This window comes from Microbacterium sp. T3-8 (assembly GCF_055398145.1).
This window is the reverse complement of record NZ_AP027918.1, coordinates 1,406,444-1,420,139: the sequence shown is the minus strand read 5'-3', so window position 1 is coordinate 1,420,139 and position 13,696 is coordinate 1,406,444. Positions and strand designations below refer to the sequence as shown.

9 protein-coding genes are annotated in these 13,696 nt (G+C 70.9%); 2 read left to right on the top strand and 7 right to left on the bottom strand.

All coding sequences use genetic code 11. The features are described 5' to 3' along the window. Window positions 1–2 precede the first annotated feature (2 nt). From ACZ5Y9_RS06635 to ACZ5Y9_RS06620, 4 genes are all read right to left on the bottom strand, one after another. Window positions 3–815, bottom strand: a complete 813-nt coding sequence (locus tag ACZ5Y9_RS06635) for an SGNH/GDSL hydrolase family protein (protein WP_464472614.1) — start codon at window positions 813–815, stop codon at window positions 3–5. Window positions 816–873: 58 nt separating this feature from the next. Further along, entirely contained in the window at window positions 874–2,139 is a 1,266-nt protein-coding gene (hisS, locus tag ACZ5Y9_RS06630) for a histidine--tRNA ligase (RefSeq protein ID WP_464472734.1), read from the bottom strand. 170 nt (window positions 2,140–2,309) lie between these two features. Further along, the gene (locus ACZ5Y9_RS06625) at window positions 2,310–2,969 is read right to left on the bottom strand and encodes a nucleoside triphosphate pyrophosphohydrolase (protein ID WP_404596756.1); all 660 of its coding nucleotides are present in this window, start codon (window positions 2,967–2,969) and stop codon (window positions 2,310–2,312) included. Window positions 2,970–3,003: 34 nt separating this feature from the next. Continuing rightward, on the bottom strand, window positions 3,004–4,170 hold the full coding sequence (locus ACZ5Y9_RS06620; RefSeq protein ID WP_247623039.1) for a Na+/H+ antiporter NhaA: 1,167 nt from the start codon (window positions 4,168–4,170) through the stop codon (window positions 3,004–3,006). Window positions 4,171–4,252: 82 nt separating this feature from the next. On the opposite strand from ACZ5Y9_RS06620, the gene ACZ5Y9_RS06615 reads away from it, so the two are divergent. Next, complete coding sequence (locus ACZ5Y9_RS06615; protein ID WP_464472613.1) at window positions 4,253–6,949, top strand: phosphoenolpyruvate carboxylase; 2,697 nt, start codon at window positions 4,253–4,255, stop codon at window positions 6,947–6,949. Window positions 6,950–7,093: 144 nt separating this feature from the next. Then, window positions 7,094–8,464, top strand: a complete 1,371-nt coding sequence (gene gdhA, locus ACZ5Y9_RS06610) for an NADP-specific glutamate dehydrogenase (RefSeq protein ID WP_464472612.1) — start codon at window positions 7,094–7,096, stop codon at window positions 8,462–8,464. Window positions 8,465–8,527: 63 nt separating this feature from the next. On the opposite strand, the gene ACZ5Y9_RS06605 is transcribed toward gdhA, so the two are convergent. The 3 genes from ACZ5Y9_RS06605 to ACZ5Y9_RS06595 form a co-directional block, all read right to left on the bottom strand. Beyond that, on the bottom strand, window positions 8,528–9,955 hold the full coding sequence (locus ACZ5Y9_RS06605) for an APC family permease (RefSeq protein ID WP_247623042.1): 1,428 nt from the start codon (window positions 9,953–9,955) through the stop codon (window positions 8,528–8,530). Window positions 9,956–10,113: 158 nt separating this feature from the next. Next, window positions 10,114–13,056, bottom strand: a complete 2,943-nt coding sequence (locus ACZ5Y9_RS06600; RefSeq protein ID WP_464472611.1) for an aminotransferase — start codon at window positions 13,054–13,056, stop codon at window positions 10,114–10,116. Further along, window positions 13,049–13,660, bottom strand: coding sequence for a gamma carbonic anhydrase family protein (locus tag ACZ5Y9_RS06595; RefSeq protein WP_464472610.1), 612 nt, complete (start codon window positions 13,658–13,660; stop codon window positions 13,049–13,051). Before ACZ5Y9_RS06595 ends, ACZ5Y9_RS06600 begins: the two co-directional genes overlap by 8 nt. Window positions 13,661–13,696: the final 36 nt, after the last annotated feature.

Here is a 13,696-nt window from a genome sequence, read left to right as displayed (position 1 = left end):
GTTCAGCGCGACGCCGAGTGAGGACGCGTCCTGACCGACCGCTGCGCTCCTCGGCAGACCGCCGGCAGCAGGGCCTCGGCCGTCCGGCGGTAGCCGAGGGCGCTGGGGTGGAATCGGTCGAGGCTGAACATCTGCTCCGGCTCGTCGAAGAACATCGGACCGACCGATCGGCGCAGGTCGACGGGCTCGGCGCCGGCGAGGCGCGCGGCATCCGTCTGCGCGACCGCGAGCCGCCGCGACAGGCTCGACACGATCCGGCGCAGCGGCTGCGGCACCGGTCGCAGCGATCCCAGATCGGGACAGGTGCCCACCACCACCTCCGTGCCCAGCGCCCGCAGCCGCCGCACGGCCGCATCGAGATGCCGCACCGATGTCGCGACCGGAAGACGATGCGTCACGTCGTTTCCCCCCACCACGATCACCGCGACATCGGGCCGGTAGCCCGCCGCGAGACCGTCGAGCTGCGCGTCGAGATCCGGTGACTCCGAGCCGACGATCGCGGCGGTGCGCAACCGCACCGGGCGGTGCAGACGAACGGCCAGGCCCTTGGCGATGCGTCCGCCGAGGGTCTCCTTGCGCCGCGCCGCACCGAGGCCCGCGGCGAGCGAGTCGCCGAGCACGAGGAGTTCGATCGGCTCACCGTCGAGCGAGCGTCGCCAGATGCGGTCCGCATCCAGCGAGTCCTCGCCCAGCGGCTTGCCGATCCGGCGCCGAGCGATCGCCGCCTGGCGCGTGAGGAGAACCCGCCCGCCGACCGCGAAGCCCGCGGTCAGGGCGGTGGCGCCGAGGAGGATGGGGAGGCGTGTTCGTCCCATGCCCCGATTCGACCGCGGTGACGTGAACGCCGCGTGAACGCGGGCGCGGAGCCGACCGTCAGGCGAGCGGCTTGCGCTCCAGCGAGGCCGCCCCGGCCGACACCGTGGCGAACGATGTGAAGCCGTCGGCGGACGCCCGCTCGAGCAGCGCCTTGAGGTTCTTCGGGCGACGCTCGAGACGCACGCGCGCGCCCTCGGCGATCAGTGCGGTCTTGTGCGCGAGAAGTTCGGCGACCGGGACGTCGGCGTCGTGCACCAGCACGATCGCCTCCTCACGGTCGTCGCCGCCAGCCGTCACGAGGTCGACGAGGCGCTCGAACCCGAGCGAGAAGCCCACCGCCGGCACCTGCTGCCCGAGGAAGCGACCGATCATGCCGTCGTAGCGACCGCCACCGCCCAGCGAATAGCTGACGGAGGGGTGCGCGAGCTCGAAGATCGTGCCGGTGTAATAGCCCATGCCGCGCACGAGGAACGGATCGAACACGAGCGGGATGCCGGCGGCATCCGTCGCCTCGGACGCGCGGCCGACCGCGACGGCCTCGCCGATGCCCACCAGGTGATCGACGATCTCGTCGGGGGCGTCCGCGGGCAGCGCCTTGCGGATCTGGGCCTCCCCGTAGGGCAGGTACTCGCGGGTCTGCGGGCGACGCAGGAATGCCTCGAACGCGTCGACGGCGCCCGGGGTCGCGGCCCGCTCGCGCAGTTCGGCGGCGACGCCGTCGGGTCCGATCTTGTCGAGCTTGTCGATCGTGATGAGCACGCCGGGACGCTCGTGCGCGGCGAAACCGAAGCTCTCGAGCATCCAGTCGAGCACGCGACGGTCGTTGATGCGCACCGTCGCGCCGTCCAGCCCCAGAGCGTCGACGGCATCGAGCGACGCGACCATGAGCTCGGCCTCGGCACGCGAGGAGTCGTCGCCCATGATGTCGATGTCGCACTGCACGAACTGGCGGTAGCGCCCCTTCTGGGGACGCTCGGCCCGCCAGACCGCGCCGATCTGGATCGAGCGGAAGACCGCGGGGAGCTGCGCCCGGTTGCTGGCGTAGAAGCGCGCGAGCGGCACGGTCAGGTCGTAGCGCAGCCCGAGGTCGGACAGCGCGGCGGGGTCGTCGGCGGCCGCGCGGATGGCGTCGGCGTCGAGTCCGCGGCGCAGCACGTTGTAGGCGAGCTTCTCGTTGTCGCCGCCGATGCCGGCGTGCAGACGCGCGTACTCCTCGACGACGGGCGTCTCGATCTCGTCGAATCCGTGCGCCCGGTAGCGCTCGCGGATGACGGAGAGCACGCGCTCACGGCGGGCCTTGTCGGCGGGGAGGATGTCGCGCATGCCGCGCGGCGGGTTCACAGTAGCCACGACTCCATCTTTCCAGGTCTGCTGCGAGGCCTGGGACGCTTCGACGGGCTCGGCGACCCCGGGGCGACTCAGCGACCCCGGAGCGGCTCAGCGACCCCGGGGCGACTCAGCGACCCCGGGGCGGCTCGGCGACCCAGCGCCGCTCAGCCCTCGGCGGACCGTACGTCCTGCTCGAGGACGCGGAGCCGTTCGCGCAGCGCCCGCTCGGCGTCCCAGCCCTCGGCACGTGCGCGCCCCACGAGGGCGAGGAGAGCCTCCCCGAGTTCGGCCTCGCTCGACGGACCGTCGGCCACCGGCGCATCGATCCCTGCGCCGGCCGCGCGACCGGCGAGCTTCTGCGCGAGCGCCAGCGCCGGCATCCCCCGGGGCACCCCGTCGAGCACGCTCGTGCGCGTGCGCTTCTCGGCCGCCTTCGCGGCGTTCCAGTGCACGAGCACCTCTTCGGGGGTGGTCGCGGTCTCGCCCGCGAAGACGTGCGGATGCCGCCGCACCATCTTCTCGGTGAGGGTGTCGGCCACGTCGTCGATGTCGAAGGGGTCGTCGGGGTCCTGCGCCGCGATCGCGGCGTGGAAGAGCACCTGCCACAGCAGGTCTCCGAGCTCCTCGCGCAGGTCGTCGCGCGTGCCGCTCTCGACCGCGTCGATCACCTCGTGAGACTCCTCGATGAGGTACGGCACGAGGTCGTGGTGTGTGATCCGCTGCGACCACACGCAGCGCTCGCGCACGGCGCGCATGGTGTCTGCCGCCGCGCGGAGGGAATCGCGGGGAGATCCGTCGCCGTGGTCCGAGGCCTGCGCGGTCATGGATTCTCCTTCACTCGGTGCGGCCTCTCGGGTGTCAGGACGACGCCGCTGCGATCCGACGATAGTGCCGCGCTCGCGCCGACACGACCACCCCCGAGAAGAGGAGCGAAAGGAGGGACCCCACCAGGACGCCGAGGATCGCCTGGTCGCGGATGCCGTCGTCGGAAGCGAACGCGAGGTTCGCGAGCAACAGCGAGACCGTGAAGCCGATGCCGCCGAGGGCGCCGGCGGCCAGGATGTCGGGCAGTACCAGCGCGGGCGCCGTCCCGCGCGGCCGGATGCGCATCGCGAGCCACCCGAACAGACCGATGCCGACGAGTTTGCCGATCGGCAGGGCGACCACGATCGCCCAGAATGCCGGGGACAGCTGCGTCGGGGAGACGGCGGGGATCACCACGAACGCGGCGACGAACGCGAACAGCGGGAGGATCGCGCCGTTGACCGTGGGCTCGAGCGCATGACGAGAACGTCCGGCGGGGGTCGGCGCCATCACCAGGCCCAGCATCACCCCGGCGATCGTGGCGTGGATGCCGGAGGCCGCGACCAGGCCCCAGCAGAGGATGCCGATCAGCACCATGAGCACGGCGATGCCCGCGTGCCCGGTCGCACCGAGCCACCTGCTCAGCACCCAGAAGACCGCGACCGCGACGACCGCCGCGGCGAGCAGCACCCACTGCACGTCGTGGGCGAACAGCACCGCGATGAAGACGATGCCGATGATGTCGTCGAGGATCGCGAGGGCGAGCAGGAACACCCGCACGGTCGACGGCAGGCCCCGTCCGAACATCGCCAGCACTCCGAGCGCGAACGCGATGTCGGTGGCCGTGGGGATCGGCCAGCCGGATGCCGTCGCTCCGTCACCCGCGATCAGCAGGTAGATCGCGATCGGCACGAGCACTCCGCCCGTCGCCGCGATGGCGGGCTGGAGGGCCTTGCGGGGCGAGTCGAGCTCGCCATGGGTGAGCTCGTGCCGCAGCTCGATCGCTACCACGAAGAAGAAGACGGCGAGCAGACCGTCCGACACCCAGTGCGCGAGGGAGAGGTCGAGGCTCGTGCCCGGCACCGCGAGATGCACGTCGAGCGCCGCGGCGATCGGATCGTGCGTCGGCAGATTCGCGAGAAGGAGGCCGAGCCCCGCTGCCACCAGCAGGAGGACGGCCGGGAACTGCTGCCCGCGGAGGGGGTTCACCGAGATGCGCATCCCCCTCATGCTAGGCGGCGCACCGGTGTCGCACGCCGTCATGCGTGCGGAGCACCCCCGTCGACCGGGATACGCTCGACGGGTGACCCCCGAACACGTCTTCACCGAGCCCACCAACACCGAAGCCATCCGCGTCATCGGGCGCTTCGAGGCAGGCCAGGGCATACCCGACGCGATGCGCTCCGACGTGCGCATGCTGGGTGGGCTCCTCGGACAGGTGCTGCGCGAGACGGGCGGCGACGACCTGTTCGACGACGTCGAGCGACTGCGTCTGGCGACCATCCAGGCGTACGAGGACTCGACCTCGGATGCCTTCGAGCGGGCCTCGGCGATCGCCGAGTCGTTCACGATCGCCCGCGCCGACGAGGTCGCCCGCGCCTTCACCTGCTACTTCCACCTCGTGAACCTCGCCGAGGAGCACCAGCGCGTGCGCGTGCTGCGCGAACGCGCTGGTCAGCCCGGCCGCGAGGATGCCGCCGACACCGTCGCGACCGCCTACGCGCGTCTGCGCACCGAGGTCGGCGACGAGGAGGCGCGCCGTCGCCTGGCGGGTCTCCGCTTCCACCCCGTCTTCACGGCCCACCCGACCGAGGCTCGCCGCCGCGCCGTCTCGTCGAGCATCCGCCGTCTCTCCGACCTGCTGACGCAGCACGATGCGGCGAGCGCGGGCGGGGCCGAGCAGCACCGCGCCCGTCGCCGCATGCTCGAGGAGATCGACACCCTGTGGCGCACCGCGCCGCTGCGTTCGCAGAAGCCGTCTCCGACCGACGAGGTGCGCACGGTCATGGGTGTCTTCGACGAGACCCTCTTCACGACGGTCCCCCACGTCTACCGTCGCATCGACGACGCCCTCCGCGGCGAGGAGTCCGGCGCCAGCGCACCGGTCGTCCCGGCGTTCGTGCGCATCGGGTCGTGGGTCGGCGGTGACCGCGACGGCAACCCGTTCGTGACGGCATCCGTCACCCGCGAGGCATCGCAGATCGCTTCGGACCACGTGCTCCGCGGCCTCGAGCGCGCTCTCGAGCGCATCGGCCGCACGCTCACGCTCGATGCCGAGACCACGCCGCCCAGCGCCGAGGTCACCGCCCTGTGGAACGACTTCGCCGGAGCCGATGCCGATGCCGCGGCGGCCCTGGCCACCCGCTCCCCCGACGAACCGCACCGGCGCGTACTGCTGCTGCTCGCGCACCGGGTCGCGGCGACGCGCCGGGGCGATGGCGCTCAGCGCTATGCGACGCCCGAGGAACTGCTCGCCGATCTGCGCGCGGTGCAGGCCTCGCTGGTCGCCTCCGGCGCGCGCCGCCACGCCTTCGGCGGGGTGCAGCACCTCATCTGGCAGGTCGAGACCTACGGCTTCCACCTCACCGAGCTCGAGGTGCGCCAGCACTCCCAGGTCCACGCCAAGGCCCTCGCCGAGCTGGAGTCGGACGAACCGATCAGCGCCCAGACCGAGGAGGTGCTCGAGGTCTTCCGCGCGATCGCCGAGATCCAGCGCGACCGCGGTCTGCGCGCCGCCGGCCGCTACGTCGTCTCGTTCACCCAGGCGGCCTCCGACCTCGCGAACGTGCACCGTCTCGCCCGCCACGCGCTCGGCGACGACGCCCCGGTGCTCGACGTCGTGCCGCTGTTCGAGACCTTCGCCGACCTGCAGGCGGCCCCCGGCATCCTCGCCGAGGCCGTGACCTTCCCCGAGTTCCGGGCGCGCATGGCCGAGACGGGCAACCGCCTCGAGGTCATGCTCGGGTACTCCGACTCGTCGAAGGACGTCGGCCCGGTCGCCGCGAACCTCGCGCTCTACGAGGCGCAGGAGAAGATCGCGCAGTGGGCGCAGGACTCCGACATCGAGCTGACGCTGTTCCACGGCCGCGGCGGTGCCCTCGGGCGCGGCGGCGGACCCGCGAACTCGGCGATCCTCGCCCAGCCGCCGCACTCGGTCGACGGCCGCTTCAAGCTCACCGAGCAGGGCGAGGTCATCTTCGCCCGCTACGGCGAGCCGGCCATCGCGATGCGCCACATCGACCAGGTGGCCGCGGCGACTCTGCTCGCCTCCTCCCCCTCGGTCGAGCAGCGCACGAGCGGTGCCGCCGCCCGGTACGCCGAGGTGGCCGCGGTGATGGACCGCTCCTCGCGCGATCGCTTCTTCTCGCTCGTGAAGGCCGAGGGCTTCGCACCTTGGTTCGCGACCGTGACCCCGATGGAGGAGATCGGTCTGCTCGCGCTGGGTTCGCGCCCCGCGCGCCGCGGCCTGTCGGTGGAGTCGCTCGAAGACCTGCGCGCCATCCCGTGGGTGTTCGCCTGGACCCAGGCCCGCATCAACCTCGCCGGCTGGTTCGGTCTCGGCACCGCGCTCGAGGCCGTGGGCGACGAGGCGCTTCTCACCGAGGCCTACCGCGAGTGGCCGCTGCTGCGCACGATGATCGACAACGTCGCGATGAGCCTCGCCAAGACCGACGAGCGCATCGCCCGCGAGTACCTCGCGCTCGGCGATCGTGACGACCTGGCCGCTCTCGTGCTCGACGAACTCGCTCTCACGCGCCAGTGGGTCATCCGCCTCACCGGCGGAGAGGGACTGCTCGAGAACAAGCCCGTGCTGCAGCGCGCGGTGCAGCTGCGCAGCCCGTACGTCGACGCGCTCTCGCTGCTCCAGCTGCGCGCACTGCGTGCGTTGCGCGCGCCGGCGGATGCCGAGGCGACGGGTTCCGGAGCCGACGCCGAGCAGCAGCGACTGCTGCTGCTGTCGGTCAGCGGCGTCGCGGCGGGCCTGCAGAACACCGGGTGACCCGCGCGTCTTCGTGGGTGGCGGTGCCGGGCGGGAGGGCGCGCGGAGGACGCGCGATAGAGTGAAAACTCGCGCCTGATCCGGCGAAGCCTCACGCGACACGATCGCCTGCACCACCCTCCCCCACCCCAGAAAGTCTTTCGCGTGACCGCACTCTCCCCTGCCGCCTTCCACCCGCTCGAAGCCGCCGTGCAGCCCGTGTTCGACACGGTGCTCACCCGCAGCCCGCACGAACCCGAGTTCCACCAGGCGGTGCACGAGGTGCTGCAGTCGATCGCACCGGTGCTCGCCGCGCACCCGGAGTACGTCGACGGCGGCATCCTCGAGCGTCTCGTCGAGCCGGAGCGGCAGATCCTCTTCCGCGTGCCGTGGGTCGACGACTCGGGCAAGCTGCAGGTCAACCGCGGCTACCGCATCCAGTTCTCGTCGGTGCTCGGGCCGTACAAGGGTGGACTGCGTTTCCACCCCTCGGTGAATCTCTCGATCATCAAGTTCCTCGGCTTCGAGCAGATCTTCAAGAACGCGCTCACCGGCCAGGGCATCGGCGGCGGCAAGGGCGGCTCGGACTTCGACCCGCACGGCCGCTCGAACGCCGAGGTCATGCGCTTCTGCCAGTCGTTCATGAACGAGCTCTACCGTCACCTCGGCGAGCACACCGACGTGCCCGCGGGCGACATCGGAGTGGGCGGCCGCGAGATCGGCTACCTCTTCGGCCAGTACCGCAAGGTCACCAACCGTCACGAGTCGGGCATGTTCACCGGCAAGGGAACGGGCTGGGGCGGTGCCGAGGTGCGCACCGAGGCCACCGGTTACGGCGCCGTCTTCTTCGCGCAGGAGATGCTCGCCGTGAAGGGCGACTCCTTCGAGGGCAAGCGCGTCGGCATCTCGGGCTCGGGCAACGTGGCGATCTACGCGATCCAGAAGGCCACCCAGCTCGGTGCCGTGCCTGTGACGGCATCCGATTCCTCCGGTTACGTGGTCGACGACGCCGGGATCGACGTCGATCTGCTGCGCCAGATCAAGGAGGTCGAACGGGCCCGCATCGTCGAGTACGCGAACCGTCGCCCCGGTGCCCGTTTCGTCGAGGGCGGCAGCGTCTGGGAGGTGCCGGTCGACATCGCCGTGCCCTCGGCGACGCAGAACGAGGTCTCCCTCGCCGACGCTCAGGCCCTCATCGCGAACGGCGTGCGCGCGGTCTCCGAGGGCGCGAACATGCCGTGCGTTCCCGAAGCGGTCGAGGCGTTCCAGAAGGCGGGCGTGCTCTTCGCCCCCGGCAAGGCGGCGAACGCCGGCGGCGTGGCCACTTCGGCCCTCGAGATGAGCCAGAACGCCTCCCGTCAGCGCTGGACCTTCGGCGACAGCGAGAACAAGCTGCGCGAGATCATGGGCGACATCCACCGGGCGTCCTTCGAGGCGGCCGCGCGCTACGGCGTCGAGGGTGATTACGTAGCCGGCGCGAACATCGCCGGTTTCGAGCGCGTCGCTGCGGCGATGCTCGCGCAGGGCGTCATCTGACCCCTGCGGAAGGGCCGTCTCCCACGACCCTCGGGAGACGGCCCTTCGTGCGCGCGGGCGCAGTCAGCTCTCGTCGACCGGCACCTTCACGACCTTGTTGAACCCGGTCACCGCCTGGTTCTCGTCGAAGGGCGCGACCTTCCGGCGGAAGCCGCGCGTGATCACGAGCAGGTAGACGAACCCGATCGCCGTCCAGGTGAGGCCGCCGATGAGGGCGTCCTGGTGCAGGTTGACCCAGAGCAACCCGGTGAGCAGCATGCCGATGGTCGGCATCACGATGAAGTTGAAGATGTCGGCCGGCGTCTTACGGCGTCCCTTGCGGATCGCGAACCAGGCGATCACCGAGATGTTCACGAAGGTGAAGGCGATCAGCGCACCGTAGTTGATCCACGCGGCGATGAGCTCGAGGGTGAAGGGGATCGCGAGCAGCGAGATCGCCCCGACGAGCACGATGTTGAACGTGGGCGTGTGGGTGCGCGGGTTGATGTAGCCGAAGGCCTTCTGCGGCAGCACGTTGTTGCGGCCCATCACGAGCAGCATGCGCGAGACCGAGGCGTGCGAGGCGAGGCCCGAGGCGAGCGTCGCGCAGAAACCGGCGGCGGTCAGCACCGCCATGAAGACGTTGCCGCCGACGAGGTCGCCGATGATCGGGAGCGTCGAGTCCTCGACGAACTGCATGTCGCCGCCGGGGGCGAATTCGTTCCAGTCCGGGAACCGCAGCTGCGACACGTAGGAGGAGACGAGGAAGATGCCGCCGCCGATGAGGACGGTGAGCAGGATCGCCTTCGGCATGACCTTCGGGTCCTTCGCCTCCTCGGCGTACATCGTGACCGCGTCGAATCCGATGAACGAGAAGCAGACGATGGTCGCACCGGTCAGCACGGCGGTGAAGGTGACGTCGTCGTGCAGGAACGCGCCGACCGAGAGGATGGTCGCCGCCCCGTCGCCGCGCATCAGCTGCGCGACCACGAGCACCACGAACACGACCATGACGATGATCGAGAAGATCAGCAGGATCACGTTCAGGTTCGAGGTGCCGCGCATGGTCATGTAGATGATGCTGGTGACGAGGATGCAGTACAGCACCACCCAGATCCACGCCGGGATGTCGGGGAACATCGCCTCGAGGTAGCTCTTGACGATGAGGCAGTTGACCATGGGCAGCAGCACGTAGTCGATCAACGACGTCCACCCGACCATGAATCCGAGATTCGGGTGGATCGATTCGCGCACGTAGGTGTAGGCCGATCCCGCGCTCGGGATGGCGCCGGCGATCTTGCCGTAGCTGATGGCCGTGAACACCATGACCACGAGGGCGACGAGATACGCGGCGGGGACCACGTTGTTCGTGTCGCGCGCGACCATGCCGAACGTGTCGAACACCACGGTGGGAGTCATGTATCCGAGGCCCAGACCGACGATGGCCCACAGGCCGAGATTCCGTCTGAGCGTTCCGCCGCCCTGGGCGAGCGGCTTCGTCTTCAGTGCCATGGGTACTCCTCGTTGGAACAGCGCCAGGGGCCGGACTCGGGTCGTCCGGCGGTTGAGGATCAGTATGGAGCACAGGTATTCATCACCGCGACCCCTAATTTCGATTCGAAATGCGCATTTAACATGACGAAAATGCGCGCGATTCGAAGATCTTGGGATCACCAGCCCTCGCGCAGCACCCGCCCCAGCATCGCGACGACATGGTCGGCGCTCTGCGCCGTCAGACACAGCGGCGGCTTGATCTTCAGCACGTTCGATCGTTCCGAGGTCGTCAGCACCACGACCCCGAGTTCGCGCATCCGTTCGCAGATCGCGGCGGCCTCGGCATCCGCGGGCTCCATCGTCGTGCGATCGCGCACGAGCTCGACGCCCAGATACAGCCCGGCTCCGTGCACGACGGCCACCATCGGATGCTCGTCGCCGAGCGCCTGCAGCCCGTCGGCGAGCCGCGCGCCGAGGTTCTCGGCGTTGCGCTGGAGGTCGTCCTCGACCATCGCGTCGAGCACGGCGAGCCCGACGCGGCAGCTCAGGGTGCTGCCCCCGGCCGAGGAGAAGAACTGCCCCTGCGTGGCGAGGGCGTCGGCGATGCGCTTCGAGGTGATCACTCCGCCGATCGGGAAGCCGTTGCCCATGGGCTTGGCGATCGTGACGATGTCGGGCGCGACGCCCGCCCGCTCGAAGCCCCAGAACGTCGATCCCAGGCGGCCGAAGCCCACCTGCACCTCGTCGGCGATGCACAGACCGCCCGCGTCCCGGACGCGTTCGTAGGCGCCCGCGAGGTACCCCTCGGGTAGGAGCACTCCCCCGGCGTTGCCGAGCACGGATTCGCACAGGAAGGCGGCCGCATCACGGCCGTCACGATCGAGGGCCGCGAGATCGGCCGAGAGGTCGTCGAGATAGCGCCCCGCGGTGTCGTCGCCGCGATACGTGCCGCGGTACCGGTTGGGCACGTCGGCGACGTGCACCCAGTCGGGTCGCGTCTCGAGGGCGAACGGGTTGTCGTAGGCGCTCGTGGTCACCGCATCGCTGGCCATCGTCCAGCCGTGATACGCCTCGCGCAGCGCCACGATCGTGCGCCGCCCGGTCGCCGCCTGCGCGAGCCGGATCGCGAGGTCGACCGCCTCCGAGCCGCTGTTGACGAGCAGCACCGTGTCGAGGCCGCTCCCCTGCGGCATCAGCGCGAGAAGTCGCTCGCTGTACTCCGCGAGATCGCGGAACAGGAACCGCGAGTTGGTGCCGAGTGTGCGCAGCTGGCGGGCCGCCGCATCGGCGACCCTCGGGTGTCCGTGTCCGAGGCCGGCGACGTTGTTGACCATGTCGATGTAGGCGCGGCCGGTCGTATCGACCAGGTGGTGCCGCCAGCCGCGCTCGATCTGCGGCGGATGCGCGTAGTACCGCTCCTGGGCGGCGGCGAAGATCCGCTCCCGGCGTGCGAGCTCGTCGGCGGACTCGTCGTGCTGCGCGCGCGACGGCACACCCAGCAACGGCGCGGGATCGGCCGTGAGACGGCGCCAGGCCGGCACCCGCTCGGGCTCGACCAGGGCGGCGCCGGGAGTGCGCGGAGGTCGTTCGGGGGCATCCGACCGTCGGAGGCCGAGGGTGAGCACGCGATCCGTGTCGGACGCCGGGAGCCACCCCACCATGTCACCCGCCGACACGTGCAGCGCCGCCCGGTCGTCGATCTCGACCCCGCGCAGATCGAGGATCCAGCCGTCCCCGAGCACGATGCGCGGCTCTTCGCGGCTCGCCCGCAGCGCTCCGTCGACGGGACTCGTCACGCGGAGGCGAGGGCCGGCGCCGAGATGGATCTCGGTGTGCACGGGCCAGGTGGGGGCGGCATCCGCGACGTCCACGCGCGTGCGCGTCAGCCGGAACACCCCGTAGGGCATGAGCGCCGCTCCGGCTCCCCCCGCCAGGGCCGACGCGACCAGGGCCGCCTCGGCATCCGCTCGCTGCCAGCGTCCGGCGTCGAGAGCGTCGGACTCGACGCCCGGATCGACCGCCTCGACGGTGCCGGTGAAGTCGGGCAGCACAGCGGTGAGCGGCGCCCCCTCGACCCGACCGGAGAACTGCGGAGCCTCGACCCCGACTCGTGCGAGCACCTGCTCGCAGACCTCCGCGAGCGGCAGGAGTGTCGCCGCGTCGAAGATCGCCTGCTCCCCCGCGATCCGCTCGCGGGCGTAGTCGTTGTCACCGTCGATCTCGAGCTGCCGCCACCCGCTCGCGACGAGGAGCGCAGCGCGCAGCACCACGAGAGGCCAGACCGCGCGCGCCTCCGCGTCACTCAACGGCGCATCGGCGTGGAAGGCGGCGATCGTGTCGAGCACCCGCAGCGGGCGATCCGGTTCGTGGTGCAGCATCGACGACACGCACACCGCGAGCTCGGCCACACGCCACCCGAGAGCCAGGTCGCCGAGGTCGAGCACGGTGTGCGGGTGCAGGCGGGAGTCGGCCCCTCGCCGCCCCATGACGTTGTCGTCCGTGAGATCGCCGTGGATCGGTTGGACGGGCAGATCGCTCTCGACCGCCGCGAGCGCCTTCCGAGCTTCCTCGGACGCCGCGAGCACGCGCCCGCGCAGCGCGTCGTCGGTGATCGAGCCTGCGAGCTTCGCCGTCTCGTCGAAGGCCACGCGCATGTCCCACATGTGCGGGCGATCGAGTCCCGGATGCCGGAGGGGCGCCAGTGCGTTCACCGACGCCGCCGCGAGCGCTCCGAACTCGGCGAGCACGACCGGCGCGAGATAACCGGCGTCGACGAGCTCCTCCCCGACGGCGAACTCGCTGCGGCGCACGGCGAATCCGCGCCAGCGCTGGGTCAGCGCACCGTCGAGTCCCGGAAGCACGGCGGGCACGGCCACGCCCGCTGCCCGGTAGGCATCGAGGGCCGCGTGCTGGGCGTCGCGCGCCTCGTCGCCGAACACCGGGTTGTCGATACGGAGGACGCTGCGCGAGCCGTCGACCTCCGTGAGCAGGAAGTTGCGGTCCTGGTTGCTGCCGAGCTCGCGTGCGACGACGTCGGCTCCGTAGAGATCGCGGGCGATCCGGGCGGCGTCCTCCTCGTCGACGTCCGGCCGGACGAGTCCCGCGCCGGCCTCAGCCACGGTGGTCGCCGAGCGGGAGGTCGTCGGCGTGACGCGCCAGCGAAGAGCCGTAGCGCTCGGTGAGCTGCACCATCAGATCCGGGGTGTCGCGGTCGACGCCGAACACGTGCCCCGGGAAGTCGAGATCGGGCTGCGCCGCGGCGATCTCGGCATCCCGGTCCGGCGAGAACAGCTGGAGCGGATCGCCCACGGCCACCCAGCCGATCGGCACGACCGTGCCCTCGGGAACGCGCGCACGCCTCTGGACGATCGCGTTGACGCGCACCTCGCTGCGCGCACCCACGATCGCGCCGTTGAAGATCCGCGCACCCGAGGCGAGGAACACCTCCTCGCCCACCGTCGCGCCGGCGATGCTCGCCAGCGTACCGACGAGGGTGTGATCACCGATGCGCACGGCGTTCGCGGCGGTCGCCCGCACGAGGGCGTTCTCCATCACGATCACGTGCGCGCCGAGCGTGATCGGCCCACCCTCGGCCGTGATCACGGCGCCGTGCAGCACCTGGCAGCCCGCTCCGATCTCGACGTCACCGGAGAAGACGGCGGTGGGAGCGATGACGGCGGTGTCGTGGATCCGGGGCCGAGCCCCGAGGTGCTCGTACAACATGCTCACAGCGTAGTGGCGCGGGAGCGCGCGGCGGGA

Bases quoted from the DNA above. Each gene is read 5' to 3' on its own strand.
- ACZ5Y9_RS06625 (WP_404596756.1), bottom strand. From the start codon at position 2,969: ATGACCGCGCAGGCCTCGGACCACGGCGACGGATCTCCCCGCGATTCC.
- ACZ5Y9_RS06605 (WP_247623042.1), bottom strand. From the start codon at position 9,955: ATGGCACTGAAGACGAAGCCGCTCGCCCAGGGCGGCGGAACGCTCAGA.
- hisS (WP_464472734.1), bottom strand. From the start codon at position 2,139: ATGCGCGACATCCTCCCCGCCGACAAGGCCCGCCGTGAGCGCGTGCTC.
- ACZ5Y9_RS06620 (WP_247623039.1), bottom strand. From the start codon at position 4,170: ATGCGCATCTCGGTGAACCCCCTCCGCGGGCAGCAGTTCCCGGCCGTC.
- ACZ5Y9_RS06635 (WP_464472614.1), bottom strand. From the start codon at position 815: ATGGGACGAACACGCCTCCCCATCCTCCTCGGCGCCACCGCCCTGACC.
- ACZ5Y9_RS06595 (WP_464472610.1), bottom strand. From the start codon at position 13,660: ATGTTGTACGAGCACCTCGGGGCTCGGCCCCGGATCCACGACACCGCC.